The sequence below is a fragment of the Streptomyces sp. TLI_146 genome, assembly GCF_002846415.1.
Taxonomy (GTDB): domain Bacteria; phylum Actinomycetota; class Actinomycetes; order Streptomycetales; family Streptomycetaceae; genus Streptomyces.
This window is the reverse complement of record NZ_PJMX01000001.1, coordinates 2495048-2515056: the sequence shown is the minus strand read 5'-3', so window position 1 is coordinate 2515056 and position 20009 is coordinate 2495048. Positions and strand designations below refer to the sequence as shown.

General features: G+C 72.3%; 18 protein-coding genes. 11 read left to right on the top strand and 7 right to left on the bottom strand.

Annotated elements, in window-relative coordinates; translation table 11 throughout:
- Positions 1 to 6 precede the first annotated feature (6 nt).
- Together BX283_RS11545 and BX283_RS11540 are read left to right on the top strand one after the other, a co-directional pair.
- Entirely contained in the window at positions 7 to 1062 is a 1056-nt protein-coding gene (locus tag BX283_RS11545) for an LLM class F420-dependent oxidoreductase (RefSeq protein ID WP_101387533.1), read from the top strand.
- Positions 1063 to 1287: 225 nt separating this feature from the next.
- Complete coding sequence (locus BX283_RS11540) at positions 1288 to 2076, top strand: ferritin-like domain-containing protein (protein WP_101387532.1); 789 nt, start codon at positions 1288 to 1290, stop codon at positions 2074 to 2076.
- 10 nt (positions 2077 to 2086) lie between these two features.
- On the opposite strand, the gene BX283_RS11535 is transcribed toward BX283_RS11540, so the two are convergent.
- The gene (locus tag BX283_RS11535; protein ID WP_101387531.1) at positions 2087 to 3103 is read right to left on the bottom strand and encodes a magnesium and cobalt transport protein CorA; all 1017 of its coding nucleotides are present in this window, start codon (positions 3101 to 3103) and stop codon (positions 2087 to 2089) included.
- A gap of 59 nt (positions 3104 to 3162) precedes the next feature.
- Between BX283_RS11535 and BX283_RS11530 the strand changes: the two genes are divergently transcribed.
- From BX283_RS11530 to mshC, 4 genes are all read left to right on the top strand, one after another.
- Positions 3163 to 3867, top strand: a complete 705-nt coding sequence (locus tag BX283_RS11530) for a histidine phosphatase family protein (RefSeq protein WP_101387530.1) — start codon at positions 3163 to 3165, stop codon at positions 3865 to 3867.
- A 95-nt stretch (positions 3868 to 3962) separates the two neighbouring features.
- Positions 3963 to 4553, top strand: coding sequence for a DUF3090 domain-containing protein (locus BX283_RS11525; protein WP_101387529.1), 591 nt, complete (start codon positions 3963 to 3965; stop codon positions 4551 to 4553).
- The gene (locus tag BX283_RS11520) at positions 4517 to 5365 is read left to right on the top strand and encodes an SCO1664 family protein (RefSeq protein ID WP_101387528.1); all 849 of its coding nucleotides are present in this window, start codon (positions 4517 to 4519) and stop codon (positions 5363 to 5365) included. Before BX283_RS11525 ends, BX283_RS11520 begins: the two co-directional genes overlap by 37 nt.
- A gap of 132 nt (positions 5366 to 5497) precedes the next feature.
- A complete protein-coding gene (gene mshC / locus BX283_RS11515) occupies positions 5498 to 6727 on the top strand; it encodes a cysteine--1-D-myo-inosityl 2-amino-2-deoxy-alpha-D-glucopyranoside ligase (RefSeq protein WP_101387527.1) in 1230 nt (409 codons plus the stop codon).
- Between the two features lie 81 nt (positions 6728 to 6808).
- Here the strand turns inward: mshC and BX283_RS11510 are convergent, their stop codons facing one another.
- The 3 genes from BX283_RS11510 to BX283_RS11500 form a co-directional block, all read right to left on the bottom strand.
- Positions 6809 to 7336, bottom strand: a complete 528-nt coding sequence (locus BX283_RS11510) for a hypothetical protein (protein ID WP_101387526.1) — start codon at positions 7334 to 7336, stop codon at positions 6809 to 6811.
- A gap of 116 nt (positions 7337 to 7452) precedes the next feature.
- Complete coding sequence (locus tag BX283_RS11505) at positions 7453 to 9111, bottom strand: S8 family peptidase (protein WP_101387525.1); 1659 nt, start codon at positions 9109 to 9111, stop codon at positions 7453 to 7455.
- A gap of 170 nt (positions 9112 to 9281) precedes the next feature.
- Positions 9282 to 10271 carry a PAC2 family protein gene (locus BX283_RS11500; RefSeq protein WP_101387524.1) on the bottom strand — a complete coding sequence of 330 codons (990 nt, stop codon included), beginning with the start codon at positions 10269 to 10271 and terminating at the stop codon, positions 9282 to 9284.
- A 326-nt stretch (positions 10272 to 10597) separates the two neighbouring features.
- Here BX283_RS11500 and BX283_RS11495 point away from each other — a divergent pair, with 326 nt between their 5' ends.
- From BX283_RS11495 to BX283_RS11475, 5 genes are read left to right on the top strand one after another with little or no spacing between them, the layout of a single operon-like run.
- On the top strand, positions 10598 to 11923 hold the full coding sequence (locus BX283_RS11495) for an enolase C-terminal domain-like protein (protein WP_101387523.1): 1326 nt from the start codon (positions 10598 to 10600) through the stop codon (positions 11921 to 11923).
- The gene (locus tag BX283_RS11490) at positions 11920 to 12723 is read left to right on the top strand and encodes an SDR family NAD(P)-dependent oxidoreductase (RefSeq protein WP_101387522.1); all 804 of its coding nucleotides are present in this window, start codon (positions 11920 to 11922) and stop codon (positions 12721 to 12723) included. The genes BX283_RS11495 and BX283_RS11490 overlap by 4 nt, the downstream gene beginning before the upstream one ends.
- 25 nt (positions 12724 to 12748) lie before the next feature.
- Positions 12749 to 13786, top strand: coding sequence for a sugar ABC transporter substrate-binding protein (locus BX283_RS11485; RefSeq protein WP_101387521.1), 1038 nt, complete (start codon positions 12749 to 12751; stop codon positions 13784 to 13786).
- Positions 13787 to 13788: 2 nt separating this feature from the next.
- On the top strand, positions 13789 to 15291 hold the full coding sequence (locus tag BX283_RS11480) for a sugar ABC transporter ATP-binding protein (protein WP_373979161.1): 1503 nt from the start codon (positions 13789 to 13791) through the stop codon (positions 15289 to 15291).
- Positions 15288 to 16313 (top strand): ABC transporter permease, encoded by a 1026-nt coding sequence (locus tag BX283_RS11475; protein ID WP_101387520.1) that lies wholly within the window; start codon positions 15288 to 15290, stop codon positions 16311 to 16313. The genes BX283_RS11480 and BX283_RS11475 overlap by 4 nt, the downstream gene beginning before the upstream one ends.
- 162 nt (positions 16314 to 16475) lie before the next feature.
- Here the strand turns inward: BX283_RS11475 and BX283_RS11470 are convergent, their stop codons facing one another.
- The 3 genes from BX283_RS11470 to BX283_RS11460 form a co-directional block, all read right to left on the bottom strand.
- Positions 16476 to 17147, bottom strand: a complete 672-nt coding sequence (locus tag BX283_RS11470) for a FadR/GntR family transcriptional regulator (RefSeq protein WP_101387519.1) — start codon at positions 17145 to 17147, stop codon at positions 16476 to 16478.
- Between the two features lie 46 nt (positions 17148 to 17193).
- Positions 17194 to 18255 (bottom strand): LLM class flavin-dependent oxidoreductase, encoded by a 1062-nt coding sequence (locus BX283_RS11465; RefSeq protein WP_101387518.1) that lies wholly within the window; start codon positions 18253 to 18255, stop codon positions 17194 to 17196.
- 139 nt (positions 18256 to 18394) lie between these two features.
- Complete coding sequence (locus tag BX283_RS11460; RefSeq protein ID WP_101387517.1) at positions 18395 to 20005, bottom strand: glycerol-3-phosphate dehydrogenase/oxidase; 1611 nt, start codon at positions 20003 to 20005, stop codon at positions 18395 to 18397.
- Between the last annotated feature and the right edge of the window lie 4 nt (positions 20006 to 20009).

The following is a 20009-nucleotide window of genomic DNA, read 5'->3' as shown; positions in this document are numbered from 1 at the left end:
ACCGTCATGCGGCTCGGGATCAACCTCGGCTACTGGGGCGCCGGAATGGACGGCGACAACCTCGCCGTCGCCCAGGAGGCCGACCGGCTCGGCTACGACGTCTGCTGGGCCGCCGAGGCCTACGGCTCGGACGCGCCCACCGTCCTGGCCTGGGTCGCCGCCCAGACCGAGCGCATCGACGTCGGCTCCGCGATCCTCCAGATCCCGGCCCGCCAGCCCGCGATGACGGCGATGACCGCCGCCACCCTCGACTCGCTCTCCGGCGGCCGCTTCCGCCTCGGCCTCGGCGTCTCGGGCCCGCAGGTCTCCGAGGGCTGGTACGGCGTCAAGTTCGACAAGCCGCTCGCCCGCACCCGCGAGTACGTCGAGATCGTGCGCCGGGCGATGACCCGCGAGCGGCTCTCCTACCAGGGCGAGCACTGGACGCTGCCGCTGCCTGACGGCCCCGGCAAGGCCCTCAAGCTCACCGTCCACCCCGAGCGCGAGCACATCCCGCTCTACATCGCCGCGATCGGCCCCAAGAACCTGGAGCAGACCGGCGAGATCGCCGACGGTGCCCTGCTGATTTTCCCCTCCGCCGACCACCTGGAGGACACCGCGATCCGCCATCTGCGGGCGGGCCGCGAGAAGGCGGGCAAGACGCTCGACGGGTTCGACGTCTGCCCGACCCTGCCGCTGGCGCTCGGCGCGGACGCCGACGTGCCCGCGCTGGCCGACATGTTCCGCCCGTACACCGCGCTCTACGTCGGCGGCATGGGCAGCCGCAAGCAGAACTTCTACAACCAGCTCGCGCAGCGCATGGGGTACGAGAAGGAGGCCGCCGAGATCCAGGACAAGTACCTCTCCGGCGACAAGGCGGGCGCGGCCGCCGCCATCCCGCAGCAGCTCATCGACTCGACCACGCTGCTCGGCTCGGTGGAGCGCATCGCCGACCGGATGCGGGCCTACGCCGCCGCCGGGGTCACCACGCTCACCCTCGCCCCGGCCGGCTTCACGCTCGACGAGCGGGTGGCGGCGCTGCGGGCGGGCACCGAGGCGCTGGAGCACGCCGGTCTGGCGTAAACGCGACGGGAGGTCTGCGGCCGTGGTGGGGGCTCGGGGGGTCTTCCCCGCCACGGCCGTCACCCCGAACAACGCGCTGTGCGCCGGGTGGGTTACGGGTGGACACGCCGCCGTGGGTTCCTTCGTTCGGCCCAGTACGGAGGCACCCCTGTTGCCCCGTTCTGTCCTTCGCAATTGACTTGCTCTTTGCAGATGTCTGTACGGGAGTCATGCGGAGGTACGGCGATGCTTTCGGCCAAGAGCCTGTTCCAGGAGATCCTCGACAACGACGAGTCGTTCCGGCTCTTCTGCTCGATCGCGGCCAGCGGCGAGTCCCAGGGCGGCTGGGAGAACGGCCGTATCTCCGCCCTCGTCCCGCCGGAGCAGCGCGAGCTCGCCCCCAAGATCGCCCGGCACGGCGCCGACGAGGACAAGCACGGGCGGATCTTCAACGCGCTGCTCAAGAAGCGCGGCCTCACCCCGGTCCCGGTGCCGGCCGAGACCGACTACACCATGCTCCTGGAGCGGCACGGCATCGGCCTCGCCCACGAACGGCTGCGCGCGGACCGGCCGCTCACCGAGCAGGACATCGTCACCTACCTCTCGCACAGCCGGGTCACCGAGCAGCGCGCCGCCGACCAGATGGTGATGCTGGTGCGGTACTTCGGCGACCACCCCGAGGTCGGCCGGGCGATCCGGATGATCAGCCACGACGAGGACAACCACCTCGCCTACTGCCACGAGGAGCTGCTGCGTCTGGCGTACGCCGGGCACGGCCGCACCATCCAGCGCGTGCTGCGCGAGTGCGCGCTCGCCGAGATCCGCGTCTACCGGGACGTCAGCCTCGCCGTGATGGCGCACATGGGCCGCATCCTCGGCTGGCCGAAGGCCAAGTCGGCGGCGCTGACGGCCGGGATCCACGGCATGTACGCCTATGAGCGGGCCGGCGGCTGGCGGCGGATGGTCAGCCTCTCGATGCCCGAGCACCGCGACGCCCTGGGCGGACCGGTCGCCCCCGCACCCGAGTTCGCCTGACCACCGCTCCCTAGAGCCAGCCGCGCCGCTTGAACGTGCGGTACAGCACCACTTCGAGCACCGCCATCAGCACCAGGACCGCCGGATACGCCCAGACGTACCGCAGCTCCGGCATGTGCTCGAAGTTCATGCCGTAGACCCCCGCCACCATCGTCGGCACCGCGGCCATCGCCGCCCACGCCGAGATCTTGCGCATGTCGTCGTTCTGCCGCACGCCCATCTGCGCGAGATGGGCGGAGAGGATGTCGGAGAGCAGCCGGTCCAGGCCGTCCACGCCCTCGTTGGCGCGGGTGAGGTGGTCGCTCACATCGCGGAAGAACGGCTGCGCCTTGTCGTGCACGAACGGCACCCCGGCCCCGGAGAGCCGCTGCATCGGCTCCGCCAGCGGGCCGCTCGCCCGGCGGAACTCCAGGACCTGCCGCTTGAAGGTGTAGATCCGGGAGGCGACCGTGGCCCCGTTGCTCTGGGCGCGCCCCTTGCCCTCGCGGCCGACCGGCGCGAAGACCTCCGCCTCCAGCTCCTCCAGGTCCGTCTGGAGCTCCGCGGCCACCTCCGTGTAGTGGTCGACGACGGCGTCGCTCACCGCGTACAGCACGGTCGTCGGGCCGTGCTTGAGCAGTTCGGGCTCGGCCTCCAGCCGCATGCGCACAGCGTGCAGCGGCGAGCCCTCGCCGTGCCGGACCGTCACCACGAACGAGTCGCCGATGAACAGCATCAGCTCGCCGGTGCTGACGGTGTCGCTCTCCTGCTCGTACGTCACCGGCTTCAGCACCACGAACAGCGAGTCGTCGTACACCTCAAGCTTGGGCCGCTGATGGGCCGTCAGCGCGTCCTCGACCGCCAGCGCGTGCAGCCCGAACTCGCTGCTGACCAGGTCGAACTCGTCCTCGGTGGGCTCGTACAGGCCCAGCCACACGAACGCGTCCCCGGCCGCCCGGGCCTCCTCCAGCGCGTCCGAGTAGTCCGGCGGGCCCTCGGTGCGGCGGCCGTCCCGGTAGATGGCGCAGTCGACGATCACGGCGCGCATTCTTCCGCGAACCCGTACCGCCCGCACCCGCTCGCGCCGCTCGGCCTACGCTGGCGGACATGGCCACGCTGATCCTCGTACGTCACGGACGCTCCACCGCCAACACCTCGGGCGTACTGGCCGGGCGTACGCCCGGTGTGCTGCTCGACGAGCGCGGCGCCGCCCAGGCCGCCGAGCTGCCCGCCCGGCTCGCCGGGCTGCCGATCGCCGCCGCCGTCTCCAGCCCGCTGGAGCGCTGCCAGGAGACCCTGCGGCCGCTGCTCGACGCCCGGCCCGGGCTCGCGCTCCACACCGACGAGCGCATCAGCGAGTGCGACTACGGCGACTGGTCGGGCCGCAAGCTCGCCGAGCTCTCCGAGGACCCGCTGATGGAGGTGGTGCAGCAGCACCCGTCGGCCGCGGCCTTCCCGGGCGGCGAGTCGATGCCGGCCATGCAGCGGCGCGCGGTCGAGGCGGTGCGCGAGTGGAACGCGCGCGTGGAGGCCGAGCACGGCGCGGACGCCGTGTTCGTCATGTGCTCGCACGGGGACATCATCAAGTCGGTCGTGGCCGACGCCCTCGGAATGCATCTGGACCTCTTTCAGCGGATCTCGGTGGAACCGTGTTCCCTGACCGCGATCCGCTACACCCGGCTGCGCCCGTTCCTGATGCGCCTGGGAGAGACCGGGGACTTCAGGTCGCTGGCCCCGGCCGAGCGGGGGGAGCAGAAGGAACCGTCCGGTAACGGGCAGGCCATCGTGGGAGGTGGCGCGGGAGCACCGTGATCGTCAGGCGCAGTAGGGTGGACGGGCCGAAAACACCGCGCTCCGCCCCGGCGGGCCCGCACCCATCGCTCAATCCGACATAGGGAGACCAGGACGTGTCCCGTCAGGTGTTCTTCTACGACCCACCGGACCGCTTCGTGGCCGGTACGGTCGGGCTGCCCGGACGCCGTACGTTCTTCCTCCAGGCGTCCGCGGGCAGCCGTACCACCAGCGTCGCCCTGGAGAAGACCCAGGTCGCCGCCCTCGCCGAGCGGATCGACGAGCTCCTGGACGAGGTCGTGCGGCGTACCGGGGGCAACGCGCCCGTCCCGGCCGTCGCCCCCGCCGACGTCACCGACACCGCGCCGCTCGACTCCCCCGTGGAGGAGGAGTTCCGCGTCGGCACCATGGCGCTCGCCTGGGACGGCGAGGAGCAGCGCATGGTCATCGAGGCGCAGGCCCTGGTCGAGCTCGACGCCGACTCCGAGGAGGACCTCGCGGAGGCCGAGGAGCGGCTGCTCCAGGACGACGAGAACGGCCCGCCGATGCTGCGGGTGCGCCTCACCGGCGCCCAGGCCCGCGCCTTCGCCAAGCGCGCCCTGGACGTGGTCAACGCGGGCCGCCCGCCGTGCCCGCTGTGCAGCCTGCCGCTCGACCCGGAAGGACACGTATGCCCGCGCCAGAACGGATACCGACGGGGAGCCTGACGGCGGTGGAACTGCTCGCCAAGGGTGAGCTCACCGTGCGCGGCCGGATCCGCGAGGCCTCCAACGCGGTGCTGTACTGCACCGTCGCGCACGAGGGCGAGAGCGCCCACTGCGTCTACAAGCCGGTGGCCGGGGAGCGCCCGCTGTGGGACTTCCCGGACGGCACGCTCGCCCAGCGCGAGGTCGCCGCGTACGAGGTCAGCGCGGCCCTCGGCTGGGACCTGGTACCGCCGACCGTGCTGCGCGACGGGCCGTACGGCGAGGGCATGGTCCAGCTGTGGATCGAGCCGCTCGACGAGGGTCCGGAGGACGCCGAGGACCCCGGAGCGGGCGGGCTGCTCGCGCTCGTCGACGGCGAGGAGCCGGGCGAGGGCTGGAAGGCGGTCGGGCTCGCGGACGTGGGGGAGGGCCGGACGGCGCTCCTGGTGCACGCCGACGACGAGCGGCTGCGGCGGCTCGCCGTGCTAGACGCCGTGATCAACAACGGCGACCGCAAGGGCGGCCATCTGCTGCCCACCGAGGGCGGCCGCCTGTACGGCATCGACCACGGGGTCACCTTCAACGTCGACGACAAGCTGCGCACGCTCCTGTGGGGGTGGGCGGGCGAGCCGCTGACCGAGGAGGCGGTAGGCGCGCTGACCCGGCTCGCGGCCGCGCTGGCCCCCGGCGAGCCGCTGGCCACCCGACTGGCGGAGCTGATCACTGCGGCCGAGCTCGACGCGCTCCGGGGCCGGGTGGCGGGCCTCCTGTCGGACGGGGTGCACCGCAGCCCGTCGGGCGAGTGGCCGCCGATTCCCTGGCCACCGGTGTAGCGGCGACCTCGGTGACGTAACGGGACAAGCGGGATCCATGCACGGCGGGCCGGGTGTGCGCAAGACCCCGTATTCGGCCAAGAGCGCACATCCGGTTCGAATATGGAGCGTGCATCCGGTTACGCTCGTGACATGCATGCCTGGCCCGCTTCTGAGGTCCCCGCCCTGCCCGGCAAGGGCCGCGACCTCCGGATCCACTCCACCGCGACCGGCGGTCTTGTCACCCTCGACCCCGGTCCCGTCGCCCGTATCTACGTCTGCGGCATCACCCCGTACGACGCGACCCACATGGGTCACGCGGCGACCTACAACGCGTTCGACCTCGTTCAGCGCGTGTGGCTCGACACCAAGCGGCAGGTCCACTACGTCCAGAACGTCACCGACGTCGACGACCCGCTCCTGGAGCGCGCCATCCGCGACGGCCACGACTGGACCGCGCTCGCCGAGCGTGAGACCGCGCTCTTCCGCGAGGACATGACCGCCCTGCGGATGCTTCCGCCGAAGCACTACATCGGAGCCGTCGAGGCGATACCCGGCATCGTGCCGCTCGTCGAGCGGCTGCGGGACGCGGGCGCCGCCTACGAACTCGACGGGGACATCTACTTCTCCGTGGAGAGCGACGCCCACTTCGGACAGGTCTCCCACCTGGACGCCGAGGCGATGCGGCGGCTCTCCGCCGAGCGCGGCGGCGACCCCGAGCGCCCCGGCAAGAAGAACCCGCTCGACCCGATGCTCTGGATGGCCGCCCGCGAGGGCGAGCCGAGCTGGGACGGCGCGAGCCTGGGCCGCGGCCGGCCGGGCTGGCACATCGAGTGCGTCGCCATCGCCCTCGACCACCTCGGCATGGGCTTCGACGTGCAGGGCGGCGGCTCCGACCTCGCCTTCCCGCACCACGAGATGGGCGCCTCGCACGCCCAGGCGCTCACCGGCGAGTTCCCGATGGCCAAGGCGTACGTCCACGCCGGCATGGTCGCGCTCGACGGCGAGAAGATGTCGAAGTCCCGGGGCAACCTGGTCTTCGTCTCCAAGCTGCGCCGCGACGGCGTGGACCCGGCGGCGATCCGGCTCGCGCTGCTCTCGCACCACTACCGGGCCGACTGGGAGTGGACCGACCAGGTCCTGCGGGACGCCGTGGAGCGGCTCGCCCGCTGGCGCGCGGCCGTCTCCCGCCCCGACGGGCCGTCCGCGGACGCGCTGGTCGAGGAGATCCGCGACGCCCTCTCGCACGACCTGGACGCCCCGACGGCGCTCCTGGCCGTGGACCGCTGGGCCGCACTCCAGCAGTCCGAGGGCGGTACGGACGAGGGCGCGCCCGGTGTGGTCTCGCGCGCCGTCGACGCGCTGCTCGGCGTGGCCCTCTAAGGGCCTCCAAGGGCTCGGAGCCCAGAGCACGGCGCCGGGTGGGCACTGCCCACCCGGCGCCTTTTCGCGTATGTGCCGGTGCTACTGCCGGTTCACCACGACGGCCTGGACCGCGCCCGTCCTGGTGTCGAAGAACCCGATGACCTGCTGGCCGAACGCGAACGCCTGCTGGACCGCGTCATGCGTGGTCTGGCTCGGGTTCGCCAGCGGATGCCAGGTGCCGTCGATGAAGAGGTACAGGATCGACGGCTGGCCGGGCAGCGGGGTCACCACGTCCCAGAACCTGGTGGCGATGCCGCTGGTCACCGAGGCCGCCTCGACCGCGCTCGGCAGCACGAGCGGCTGCTGGCCCTGCTGCTGGGCGTGCATGCCGCTGCCCATCTGCTGGAGCAGCTGCTGGAAGGGCTGCTGCTGGCCGAGCTGCTGGAGCTGCTGCTGGATCTGCGGCGGCGAGGTGTTCGGCCCCTGCTGCTGGCCGGACTGGCCCTGCGGGAACCCCTGCTGCTGCGGGAAGCCCTGCTGGCCCTGCTGGCCCTGCGGGAAGCCCTGTTGCTGGCCGTACTGCGGCTGACCGTACTGCTGCTGACTCATCTGCGGGGTGGTGCTCATACGGGTGTCACCTTCCCTGTGTCGATGCGTGGTTCGGTCATGGGTCGACGTGCGGGTGGGATGGGTTGGGTGTGCGGGTTGCGTGTTGGGGGTTGGGGGCTGGGTGAGCGGAGCGGTCAGCCCGCGACGACGAGACCGACGACCTCGTCGTCCGAGAACCAGACGCGCACGTCGGGCCGTCCCCCGGCGAAGGCGGCGTGCACCGCCCTGCGCAGCTCCGGCGCCGGGTCGTTGAGGTTGCGCCACGCCCCGGCGACGAACAGCCGGAGCCTCGGGGCAAGTTCAGGGGGGTACGGGAGGAGCTCGTCCCAGTACCGTTCGGCCTGGCCGGTGCCGACCGTGGAGGGCATCAGCCGGGTCACCGCCGCCTTGATGTCGGGGCGGCTGCCGATGCGCTGGGAGGCGGGCCGCCCCGGCGCGTCCTGCTGCGGCGAGCCGGTGGTCCGCAGGATCTCGCGGGCCCGCTCGGGGGTCATCGGCGCCAGGTCCGCCGCCTTCAGGATCCCCTGGAGGCAGACGAGGGCGCCGGTCACCACGGGCGCGGCGGCCGAGGTGCCGGAGAACGCGTCCGTGTACCAGGCGATCTCCTCGGCGCCGCCCTGGAGTTCACCCGCCCGGTCCCAGAACCCGCCGGTCGTCGTGATCTCCCGGCCCCAGCCCTGGGCGTCGACGCGCGCCCCGTGGTTGGAGAACGCGAGCCGCGAGCGGTCCGGGCCGTGGTCGCGCCCGTGGGTGCCGGGCGGCGGGGCGCCCGCGCCGACCAGGACCGCGCCGGAGGACGGGTTGGCGGGGTTGAAGGGGTTGCGCCAGGTCCGCGGGAACCGCTCGGGCCGCCGCTCGTACAGCGCGTCGTCCAGGCTCTCCCCGCCGTTCCCGGCGGCCGCCACCACGAGGACGCCCCTGGCGGTCGCCCGCCGGATCGCCGCGAAGTCGTCCGGCCACCACTCAAGGGGGAGGAAACCGGCCTGGTCGTCGCGGTGTTCATAGGCGAACCGGGGCCCCGGCCGGTGCAGTGCGACCAGGACGACGTCGCCCGGCGCCAGCCGTTCGGCGGCGGCGTGGATCGCCGCGGCCGTGCCGGTGGAGGCGCACGAGGCCGCCGCCGTGACCGCCTCCGGGGCGATCCCGGTGATGCCCTTGTCGTCGCGGTCGCCGCCGATCACGCCGAGGACCGCGGTGCCGTGGTTGCGCCACGCCAGGTCCTGGACCGGGGTGCCGACGACGATCCCGGCGAGCCGGTCCGCCAGGTCCTCGTGGCCCAGCTGCCAGGCGCCCTCGACGTCGACGACGGTGACGCCCCGGCCGGAGCCGCCCGGCCGCTGCCAGGCCCAGTACGCGTCGACGCCCTCGGGCGCGGCCCGCAAGTAGCCCTGGCGGCCGGTGAAGTCGGGGGTCACGGGCGCACCTTCTTTGAGCCGCCGCACCACCTCGTCGTCGAGGCCCGGGTACTCCGCCGGAACCGCGCCCGGCTTCACATAGGCAGTCTCGATCCCGGGCAGCGCGGCCAGCCGGGCGGCGATCTCCTCGGCCCGGTCCGCCGCGCCGCGTACGCGGTGGAAGAGCGACAGTTCGGGCTGCGCGCCCCGGCCGAAGAGCGGCTCCAGCGCCAGCTGCTGGTCGCCGAGGAACATGGTGAGCGCCGTGGTGTCCGCCGCGGAATCCGGACGGGCGACGACGATCAGCTCCGGCTCGGCGCCTTGGTAGGTGAATCCGGCTCCATCGGGTCCGGGGCCCGCCGTTCCGGGGCCCTGGCCCGGGAGTGCCTGGTCGGTCATGGCCGCTCCCGCTCCCATCTGATGGCGATCTCGGATCGGGTTCGCGCGCGTCCCTACCCGGCACACCCTGCTACCAGGATGCCGATGCGTCCACCCCGTAAGGGCAGTTGGGTTTGAAACAAAAGCGGGTTGGGCAACGGGGGCAATTCGGCTGGAACGAGATGCCCCGCTCAGTCCTCCGAGGACTCGGGACCCGAGCCCTCCCCGGGCTCGTCCGGCTCGTCCCGCGAGGGCTTCGGCGGCCGGGTCCGCCCACTGCTCGTATCGCGCAGATACGACGTGGACTCGCCCCCGTCCGTCGCATGGCCGGGCCCCGGCCCGCCGTCACGCCGCCGCAGATACCGCTCGAACTCGCGGGCGATCGCCTCGCCCGACGCCTCCGGCAGGTCCGCCGTGTCCCGCGCCTCCTCCAGCGTCTGGACGTACTCGGCCACTTCGCTGTCCTCGGCCGCCAGCTGGTCCACGCCGAGCTGCCACGCCCGGGCGTCCTCGGCCAGTTCGCCGAGCGGGATGCGCAGGTCGATGAGGTCTTCGAGGCGGTTGAGCAGGGCCAGCGTCGCCTTCGGGTTCGGGGGCTGCGACACGTAGTGCGGCACGGCCGCCCAGAGGCTGACCGCCGGGACGCCCGCGTGGGTGCACGCCTCCTGGAGGATGCCGACGATGCCGGTCGGGCCCTCGTACCGGGTCTCCTCCAGGTCCATCGTGCGGGCCAGGTCCGGGTCGGAGGTGACCCCGCTGACCGGCACCGGGCGGGTGTGCGGGGTGTCCCCGAGCAGCGCGCCCAGGATCACCACCATCTCCACGCCCAGCTCGTGCGCGAAGCCGAGGATCTCGTTGCAGAACGAGCGCCAGCGCATCGACGGTTCGATCCCGCGCACCAGGACCAGGTCGCGCGGCTTGTCGCCGCCGACCCGGACGACGGAGAGCCGGGTGGTGGGCCAGGTGATCCGGCGGACGCCGCCCTCCAGGAACACGGTGGGCCGGTTGACCTGGAAGTCGTAGTAGTCCTCCGCGTCGAGCGCGGCGAACACCTCGCCCTTCCACTCGCGCTCCAGGTGAGCGACGGCTGAGGAGGCGGAGTCGCCCGCGTCGTTCCAGCCCTCGAACGCGGCGATCATGACCGGGTCGACCAGCTCGGGAACTCCCTCCAGCTCGATCACCCAGTGCCTCCCTCCGAAGTCCTCATACGTACGCCCCAACCTTACGGCTTCAGCACTACCCCGCCGCAGCCCCCGTGCACAGCACGCTCCCCGCCGGAGTGATCCCCGCATGAACGGGCAGCAGCCGGGGCAGAGCGCGATCTCCCCCCTGATTCATCCGAGCTGTGCCGGGAAATTTCTCCCCTGTTTCTGTCCCGGCCCTGGACTGGGGCGCTCGACCGGCGCTATACATCCGGAATACATCGGATGACCGCGAGAGGTCGGATGTTCGAGCAGGAGTTCGTCGCAAGAGTTCTTCAGACAGGACTCAGCCACAGGGGGCATGCATGAGGCCGAGTGTCACCGGGTTCGACGTATACGACATCCGCTTCCCCACCTCGGAGCGGCTCGACGGCTCGGACGCGATGAACCCCGACCCGGACTACTCGGCCGCCTATGTGGTGCTGCGCACCGACGGCCCGGCCCGCACCGAGGGCCACGGCTTCGTCTTCACCATCGGCCGGGGCAACGACGTCACCGCCGCCGCCATCGAGGCGCTGCGGCCGTACGTGGTGGGCCGCCCGGCCCCGCGGAGCGCCGCCGATCTCGCGGCGCTCCACCACGACCTCACCCATGACTCGCAGTTGCGCTGGCTCGGCCCGGAGAAGGGGGTGACGCACATGGCGGCCGGCGCGGTCGTCAACGCCGCCTGGGACCTGGCCGCGACCGCCGCCGGGCTGCCCGTCTGGGAGTTCCTGGCCGCGATGAGCCCCGAGGAGCTGGTCGGCCTCGTCGACTTCCGCTACCTCACCGACGTGCTGACCCGGCAGGAGGCGCTCGATCTGCTGCGCGCCGCCGAACCGGGCCGCGCCGAGCGGGCCCGGCTGCTGCGCGCCGAGGGCTATCCCGCCTACACCACCTCGCCCGGCTGGCTCGGCTACGACGACGCCAAGCTGGTCCGGCTCGCCAAGCAGGCGGTCGCGGACGGCTTCGCGCAGATCAAGCTGAAGGTCGGCGCCGACCTCGACGACGACGTACGGCGGCTGCGGCTGGCCCGCGCGGCGGTCGGCCCCGGCATCCGCATCGCCGTCGACGCCAACCAGCGCTGGGACGTGCCGGACGCGCTGCGCTGGATGGCCGCGCTCGCCCCGTACGCCCCGCACTGGATCGAGGAGCCGACCAGCCCGGACGACATCCTGGGCCACGCCGCCGTACGCGCCGGGCAGCCCGTGAAGGTGGCCACCGGCGAACACGTCGCCAACCGGGTCGTGTTCAAACAGCTCCTCCAGGCCGGCGCGGTCGACTTCGTGCAGATCGACGCGGCCCGGGTGTCCGGCGTCAACGAGAACCTGGCGATCCTGCTGCTGGCCGCCAAGTACGGCGTCCCGGTCTGTCCGCACGCGGGCGGCGTGGGCCTGTGCGAACTCGTCCAGCACCTGGCGATGTTCGACTACGTGGCCGTCTCCGGCACCCGCGAGGACCGCGTCATCGAGTACGTCGACCACCTCCACGAGCACTTCACCGACCCGGCCGTCGTCGAGGGCGGCCGCTACCGCGCGCCCCGCGCCCCGGGCTTCTCGGCCCGGATGCGCCCCGAGTCGATCGCCGCCCACCGCTACCCGGACGGACCGGTATGGCTGGCCCGCCGCCCGGCCCAGGAGGTCATCTCATGAGCACCCTGCGGGAGTCCACCCCGCCCGCCGCACCCGGCGACTTCACCGGCCTTGCCGCACTGGTCACCGGCGGCGCCTCCGGGATCGGCGCGGCCACCGCCGGGCTGCTGATGGCCCGGGGCGCCCGCGTCGCCGTACTCGACCGGGACGTCAAGGGCGCCCCGCACGGCACCCTCGCCCTGGCGGCCGACGTCACCGACGACGCGGCCGTACGGGAGGCGGTGGCCCGGGCCGCGCGGGAGTTCGGCGCGCTGCACACGCTCGTCTCCAACGCCGGGATCGGCGCCACCGGCACCGTCGAGGACAACGACGACGCCGAGTGGCACCGGGTCCTGGACGTCAACGTCCTCGGCATGGTCCGGGCCGCCCGCCATGCGCTGCCGCATCTGCGGCGCGCGGCCCGGGAGCGGCCCGGCCATGTCTCGATCACCCACACCTGCTCGATCGCCGCCACCGCGGGTCTGCCGCAGCGCGCCCTGTACAGCGCCGCCAAGGGCGCCGTGCTCTCCCTCACCCTCGCCATGGCCGCCGACCACGTGGCCGATGGGATCCGGGTGAACTGCGTCAACCCGGGCACGGCGGACACCCCGTGGGTGGCCCGGCTGCTCGCCGGGGCCGAGGACCCGCAGGCCGAGCGGGCGGCGCTGCGGGCCCGCCAGCCCATGGGCCGGCTGGTCACCGCCGACGAGGTGGCCGCCGCCATCGCGTATCTGGCGAGCCCGGCCGCCTCCTGCGTCACCGGTACCGCCCTGGCCGTCGACGGCGGCATGCAGGGCCTGCGCCCGCGCCCCACCCTCTGAGCCGCGAACCGCGAAGGACACCACCATGAGAGTGCGTACGACAACTGCCGCCGCCTGCTGCGTACTTCTGGCGGCCGGGGCACTGGCGGGCTGCAACCGCGACTCCGGCGGCGGCACCGGGGACAAGAAGGTCGGCATCGACCTGCCGCGCAGCGACAGCGACTTCTGGAACTCCTACCAGCGGTACATCCAGCAGGGCACGAAGGCGGGCGAGGTCTCCGCGCTGCCGCTCACCAACTCGCAGAACGACATCGGCAAGCTCGTCGCCAACGTCACCGCCTTCATGGACCGCGGCGCCAAGGCCGTGATCATGGCCCCGCAGGACACCGGCGCCGTCGCCTCGACGCTGGAAACCCTGCACAGCAGGAAGATCCCCGTCGTCAGCGTCGACACCCGCCCCGACAAGGGCGACGTCTACATGGTCGTACGGGCCGACAACAAGGCGTACGGCGAGAAGGCCTGCAGGTTCCTGGGCGAGCAGCTGAAGGGGAAAGGCAAGGTCGCCGAGTTCCAGGGCGACCTGTCGTCGATCAACGGCCGCGACCGCTCCCAGGCGTTCAAGGCCTGTATGGCCAAGGACTTCCCCGGCATCCAGGTCTTCGAGCTGGCCACCGACTGGAAGGGCGACGTCGCCTCGGCCAAGCTCCAGTCGACGCTCGCCGCCCAACCCGACCTGAACGGCATCTACATGCAGGCGGGCGGCGTCTTCCTCCAGCCCACCCTCGCCCTCCTGGAGCAGAAGCACCTCCTGAAGCCGCCGGGCGGCCCCGGCCACATCACCATCGTCTCCAACGACGGCATCCCCGAGGAGCTCGACGCCATCAAGGCCGGGAAGATCGACGCCACCGTGTCGCAGCCCGCCGACCTGTACGCCAAGTACGCGCTGTACTACGCCAAGGCGGCCCTGGACGGCAAGACCTTCACGGAGGGCCCGACCGACCACGGCTCCACCATCGTCAAGATCCCCGGCGGATACGAGGACCAGCTCCCGGCGCCGCTGGTGACCAAGGCGAACGCCGGTGACCCGGCACTGTGGGCCAACCAGCTCCAGCGGAAGGGCTGAGCGTGAGCGCCGCGCCCGCCCTGGACGCCCGGGGGATCGTCAAGCGCTTCGGGCCGACCCTGGCGCTCGACTCGGTCGCGCTGACCGTGCGGCCCGGCGAGTCCCACGCGCTCGTCGGCCGCAACGGCGCGGGCAAGTCCACCCTGGTCGGCGTGGTCACCGGACTGCACCGCCAGGACGCCGGCACCGTGGCCTTCGGCGGCGTGCCCGCGCCCCGCTTCGGCGACCGGGCGGCCTGGCAGGCCAAGGTGGCGTGCGTCTACCAGCGGTCCATGGTCGTCCCGGACCTCACCGTCGCCGAGAACCTCTTCCTGAACCGCTTCGAGGGCGGCCCGATCCGCTGGGGACGGCTGCGGCGGCGCGCTGCGGACCTGCTGGCGGAGTACGGGGTGGACGTCGACCCGGACGTACGGGCCCGCGAACTGACCGTGGAGCAGCGCCAGTTCGTCGAGATCGCCCGCGCCCTCTCCTTCGGCGCCCGGCTGATCGTCCTGGACGAGCCGACCGCCCAGCTCGACGCGCGCGGCATCGAGCGCCTGTTCACCAAGCTGCGCGAGCTCCAGGCCCAGGGGGTGGCGTTCCTGTTCATCTCGCACCACCTCCAGGAGGTGTACGAGCTGTGCACCGCCGTCACCGTCTACCGCGACGCCCGCCATGTGCTGACCGCGCCGGTGGCCGAGCTGGCCAAGGACGACCTGGTGGCGGCGATGACGGGCGAGGCGGGCGCGGGAGCCTCCTGGCACGCGGGCGCCCGCGCGGCGCGCTCCCCGGACGCGGCCCCGGTCCTGACGGTGGAAGGGCTCGCCCTGGACGGCGCGTTCGAGCCGGTCGACCTCGCCGTGCGCCCCGGCGAGGTGCTGGGCCTCGCGGGGGCCGCCGCCAGCGGCAACACCGCGCTCGGCGAGACCCTGGCCGGGATGCGCCGGGCGAGCGCGGGCCGGATCGCGGTGCGGGGGAGGGCGGTGAAGCCCGGCAGCGTGCCGCACGCGCTCGACGCGGGCATCGGCTACATCCCCGAGGACCGCCACCGCCAGGGCCTGGTGCCCCAGCGCTCGGTCGCGGAGAACGCCACGCTCACGGTCACCGACCAGCTCGGGCCGTGGGGGACCGTACTGCCGTCCCGTACGAGGGAGTTCGCGCGGTCGATGATCGCCTCGCTCGACATCAGGACGCAGGGGCCGGGGCAGCCCGTCTCCGGGCTCTCCGGCGGCAACCAGCAGAAGGTCGTGGTGGCGCGGGCGCTGGCCAGGAGGCCGGTGGCGCTGGTCGCGGTGCGTCCCACGGCCGGGGTCGACGTGAAGTCCAAGGAGGCGCTGCTCGCGGTGGTGCGGCGGGTCGCCGACGAGGGGAACGCCGCCGTGATCGTCTCCGACGAGCTGGACGACCTGCGCGTGTGCGACCGGGTGCTCGCGCTGTTCCACGGGCGGGTCGTCGCCGAATACGACAGCGGGTGGAGTGACCGGGAACTGGTCGCCGCCATGGAAGGTGTGGGGGAGCGGCCATGACCGAGACGGTGACCACGGCGCCCGCCGGGGTGGCGGACGCGGGCGCGCGGCGGCGGCTCGCGCATGTGCGCTGGAGCGACTTCTCGCTGGTCCCGGTGATCCTGGTGCTGATGGTGATCGGCTTCGTGGTGTCGCCGGTCTTCCTCACCTCGGACAACCTGATCAGCGTGGTCCAGCAGTCCTCCGAGCTCAGCCTGCTGGTGCTCGGCCAGGCGCTGATCCTCATCTGCGGCCGGATGGACCTCTCCCTGGAGTCCACGATCGGCATCGCGCCGGTGATCGCGATGTGGCTGGTGCTGCCGTCGGAGGGCGGCCGGTTCGCGGGGCTCGGTCTGCTGCCGGCCTGGACGGCGATCCCGCTCTGCCTCCTGGTGGGTGTGGCGATCGGTACGGTCAACGGCTTCCTGATGCTGAAGCTGAACGTCAACGGGTTCATCGCCACCCTGGGCATGCTGACGATGCTGCGCGGCCTCCACGTCGGCATCACCGAGGGCAAGTCGATCACCGAGGTGCCGGAGTCCTTCCGCTACCTCGGCAAGACCGACTGGCTGGGCGCCCCGGCCGCCGTGTGGATCTGCCTCACCCTCTTCGCCGTCGGCGGCGCCGCGCTCGCCTGGCTGCGCCACGGGCGGGCGCTGTACGCGATCGGGGGCAACCCGGAGGCGGCGCGGGCGGCCGGGATCCGGGTGGACCGGATCACCTGGGCGGTCCTGGCGATCGGCGGCCTGCTCGCCGCGTTCGCGGGGATCCTCTACACCGGCCACTACGGCTCGGTCGCAGCGACCCAGGGCAACGGCTGGATCTTCCAGGTGTTCGCGGCGGCGGTGATCGGGGGGATCAGCCTGAAGGGTGGGCGGGGGACGCTGTTCGGCGCGCTCACGGGTGTGCTGACGCTGCAACTGGTGGTCAACGTCATGACGTTGGGCGGCGTCCCGGCCCTGTGGAACCAGTTCCTGAACGGGGCGATCATCATCGTCGCACTGGTGATCTCGCGGTTCGCGAGCGGGGAGAAACAGGATTAGGGGGCGTGGTGCTTCGTCTGCGGGCCGTGGTGGGTTGCCCGCGCAGTTCCCCGCGCCCCTAAAAGCGCCCCTGCGGGGCGCCCAGGGGATTGCCGCGCAGCGGCATTTTCAGGGGCGCGGGGAACTGCGCGAGCAACCCAGCACGGTCCGCAGCCAAAACACCTACAGCGTCGACCTCAGCCACTGCTCCACGCTCGCGATGTGCACCGTCGCCCACGCCCTCGCAGTCTCCGCGTCGCGGGCCCGCAGGGCCGCGAGGATCGCGCGGTGCTCGTGGAGGGTGCGGGCCACCGCGTCCTCCTGGGTCAGGCCACGCCACACCCGGGCCCGGGTGGTGGGGCCCGAGAGGCCGTCCAGGAGGGAGCAGAGCACCGAGTTCCCGGCGCTCCGCACGATCCCCCGGTGGAACTCCAGGTCGCAGGCGACCAGCTCCTCGACCGAAGGGTCCGGGCCCAGCGCGTCCAACTGGGCGGCCAGCGCGTCCAGTTCCGCGTCCTCGATCCGGGCCGCCGCCATCGCCGTGGCCGCGGGCTCCAGGATCCGCCGCACCGCCAGGAACTCCAGGACCGTGTCGTCCCGGTGGAAGTCCACGACGAAGCTCATCGCCTCCAGCAGGAGCTGGGGATCCAGGCTGGTGACGTAGGTGCCGTCGCCCTGGCGCACGTCCAGGATGCGGATCAGGGAGAGCGCGCGGACCGCCTCGCGCAGCGAGTTCCTGGACAGGCCGAGCTCGGCGGCGAGTTCGCTCTCCTTGGGCAGCCGGTCGCCCGGGCGCAGCGCACCGGAGACGATCATTTCCTTGATCTTCTCGATGGCCTCGTCGGTGACTGCCATGGGGCGACCTCCATACAGGGGCATACATCCGATGAATCGGCCCCCATTATGCGTCCCAGAGCCGCGTCGGCGCCTCCTTCCGTACGACGGGGGCGATCTCCTCGGCGAACCGCTGGAGCGTGTCGACCTGTTCGGCCGCCGACAGACCGAAGCCGTCCACACTCACCGACTGGAGATCGTGGCGGTACACCTCGTGGTAGCCGAGGATCTTGTCGATGATCCGCTGCGGCGAGCCGATGAGCTGCGGCCCGTTCTCGATCGCGTCCTCGATCGTCCTGAACGGCGTGTTGTAGCCCGGCTTGCCCTCAAGATGCGGCTTGAAGGTCTGCCGCACCCGTGCCTCGTACACATCCCGGTAGCGGGCGACCGCCTCCTCGTCGGTGTCCGCGATCAGCAGCCCGCCCGAGCCCGCCGCCACATACGCGCGCGCCGGGTCGTGCCCGTACTCCTCGAACTTCTCCCGGTAGTGCGCGATCAGCCGCGCGTACGCCTCGCGGGGCTGGATGGCGTTGGCCGTGAACAGAGGGTCGCCGTGCTTGGCGGCGAGCTCGGGGGAGTTGAGGCTGGTCGCCGAGCCGTGCCAGACGCGCGGCACCCCGGCGTAGGGGCGCGGCACGGTCGTCACCCCGCGCAGCGGCGGGCGGAACTCGCCCTCCCAGTCGACGCCCTCCTCGCTCCACAGCCGCCGCAGCAGCTCGTACTTCTCCTTCTGGAGGTCCCACTGGCGGGCCTCGTCGAGGCCGAAGAGGTCGAAGTGGCCGGCCTCCGCGCCCTTGCCGACGACCAGCTCGATACGGCCCCGGGAGATCTGGTCGAGGGTGGCGTAGTCCTCCGCGACCCGGACCGGGTCCAGGATCGCGACGACCGTGACACCGGTGAGCAGCCTGATCCGGGTGGTACGGGCCGCGAGCGCGGCGAGCAGGACGGTCGGGCTGGACGAGAGGAAGGCACCGGCGTGCCGCTCGCCGACCGCGTACGCGTCGAAGCCCAGCCGCTCGGCGGCCTCACCGACGCTCAATACCTCCTCCAACCGGTCGGCGGCGGAGGAGAGTTCACCGGTCAGCGGGTGCGGGGCGTGACCGGCAAGGGAGAGCACCTGGAATCTCATACATCCACTGTCCGCGCGGGTTGTTGCACGCGCGTGTACGGGGTGTGGCAGCCCCGCCGGACGGGCCCGGGCATGCGGAAGGGGCGGATCCCCCCGTGGGAACCGCCCCTTCCGGCTGACTGACCGGACTAACTATACGTCAGTTCTTCTTGCCGAGCAGGTCGTCGACCTTGCCGCGGATCTCGTCCGTGGCCAGGCCCCGGATCGTCAACGTGGTGCGGCGGCGCAGCACGTCGTCGGCCGTCTCGGCCCACTCGTGGTCGCGCGCGTAGACGACCTGCGCCCAGATCTCCGGCGCGTCCGGGTGGATCCGCTCGGCCAGCGCCGCGTCCTCGTTGGCCAGGCGCGCGATGTCGAAGGAGAGCGAGCCGTAGTGCGTGGCGAGGTGCTTGGCGGTGTCGGCCGCCATGCGCGGGCCGGGCGCCGGGCCGTCCACCATCAGGCGGTGGGCGACGGCGCGCGGGTTGGCTATGCCGGGCAGCGGCAGCTTGCCGGGGAGCGAGGAGATCGGCTCGAAGTCGTCACCGAGCGGACGCCCCGGCAGCTGCTCCAGCTTCTGCATCACCGTACGGCCGATGTGGCGGAAGGTCGTCCACTTGCCGCCGGCCACCGACAGCATGCCGCCGCGGCCCTCGGTGACGACCGTCTCGCGCTTGGCCTTGGAGGTGTCGCCGGGACCGCCCGGCAGCACCCGCAGACCGGCGAAGGAGTACGTGATCAGATCGCGCGACAGCTGCTGGTCGCGGATCGAGAACGCGGCCTCGTCCAGGATCTGGGCGGTGTCCTTCTCGGTGACCGCGACATCCGCCGGGTCGCCCTCGAACTCCTCGTCCGTGGTGCCGAGCAGGAGCATGTCCTCCCACGGCAGGGCGAAGGTGATGCGGTACTTGTCGATCGGGGTCGCCAGCGCCGCCTTCCAGGGGGAGGTGCGCTTGAGGACCAGGTGCGCGCCCTTGGACAGGCGGATGGAGGGAGCCGCGTCCGGGTCCTCCATCTTGCGCAGGTGGTCGACCCACGGGCCGGTCGCGTTGAGCACCAGACGGGCGTTGACGCCGAACTCGTCGCCGGAGAGGCGGTCGCGCAGATCGGCACCGGTGACCCGGCCCTTGGTGAAGCGCAGGCCGGTGACCTCGGCGTGGTTGAGCACGGCCGCGCCCGCGTCCACGGCGGCGCGGACCGTCATCAGGGCCATGCGCGCGTCGTTCATCTGGTCGTCGCCGTACACGGCCACGGCCTTCAGGTTGTCCGTCCGCAGCTCCGGCACGTCCTGCGCGGCCTTGGAGGGCGACAGCAGGTGGCCGACGCCGTCACCGAACGCGGAGAGCGCCGAGTAGGCGAAGACACCCGCGCCGAGCTTGGCCGCGCCGTGCGGACCGCCCTTGTAGACGGGCAGGTAGAAGGTGAGCGGGTTGGCGAGGTGCGGTGCCACCTGACGCGACACCGCACGCCGCTCGAAGTGGTTCTCGGCCACCAGCTTGACCGCGCCGGTCTGCAGGTAGCGCAGACCGCCGTGGAGGAGCTTGGAGGAGGCCGAGGAGGTGGCGCCGGCGAAGTCGCCGGCGTCCACCAGGGCCACCCGCAGCCCGGACTGCGCGGCATGCCAGGCGGTGGAGATGCCCAGGATGCCGCCGCCGATCACCAGGAGGTCGTACGTCGCCTTGGAAAGCTGCTCCCGAGTTTCGGCGCGGCTCTGGGTGGAGCCGGAGGCCGGGTGCGTCCCAAGGGCAGGGACGCTCTGCAGGGTGGTCATTTCG

Bases quoted from the DNA above. Each gene is read 5' to 3' on its own strand.
- BX283_RS11545 (WP_101387533.1), top strand. From the start codon at position 7: ATGCGGCTCGGGATCAACCTCGGCTACTGGGGCGCCGGAATGGACGGC.
- BX283_RS11540 (WP_101387532.1), top strand. From the start codon at position 1,288: ATGCTTTCGGCCAAGAGCCTGTTCCAGGAGATCCTCGACAACGACGAG.
- BX283_RS11535 (WP_101387531.1), bottom strand. From the start codon at position 3,103: ATGCGCGCCGTGATCGTCGACTGCGCCATCTACCGGGACGGCCGCCGC.
- BX283_RS11530 (WP_101387530.1), top strand. From the start codon at position 3,163: ATGGCCACGCTGATCCTCGTACGTCACGGACGCTCCACCGCCAACACC.
- BX283_RS11520 (WP_101387528.1), top strand. From the start codon at position 4,517: ATGCCCGCGCCAGAACGGATACCGACGGGGAGCCTGACGGCGGTGGAA.
- mshC (WP_101387527.1), top strand. From the start codon at position 5,498: ATGCATGCCTGGCCCGCTTCTGAGGTCCCCGCCCTGCCCGGCAAGGGC.
- BX283_RS11510 (WP_101387526.1), bottom strand. From the start codon at position 7,336: ATGAGCACCACCCCGCAGATGAGTCAGCAGCAGTACGGTCAGCCGCAG.
- BX283_RS11505 (WP_101387525.1), bottom strand. From the start codon at position 9,111: ATGACCGACCAGGCACTCCCGGGCCAGGGCCCCGGAACGGCGGGCCCC.
- BX283_RS11495 (WP_101387523.1), top strand. From the start codon at position 10,598: ATGAGGCCGAGTGTCACCGGGTTCGACGTATACGACATCCGCTTCCCC.
- BX283_RS11490 (WP_101387522.1), top strand. From the start codon at position 11,920: ATGAGCACCCTGCGGGAGTCCACCCCGCCCGCCGCACCCGGCGACTTC.
- BX283_RS11485 (WP_101387521.1), top strand. From the start codon at position 12,749: ATGAGAGTGCGTACGACAACTGCCGCCGCCTGCTGCGTACTTCTGGCG.
- BX283_RS11475 (WP_101387520.1), top strand. From the start codon at position 15,288: ATGACCGAGACGGTGACCACGGCGCCCGCCGGGGTGGCGGACGCGGGC.
- BX283_RS11470 (WP_101387519.1), bottom strand. From the start codon at position 17,147: ATGGCAGTCACCGACGAGGCCATCGAGAAGATCAAGGAAATGATCGTC.
- BX283_RS11465 (WP_101387518.1), bottom strand. From the start codon at position 18,255: ATGAGATTCCAGGTGCTCTCCCTTGCCGGTCACGCCCCGCACCCGCTG.
- BX283_RS11460 (WP_101387517.1), bottom strand. From the start codon at position 20,005: ATGACCACCCTGCAGAGCGTCCCTGCCCTTGGGACGCACCCGGCCTCC.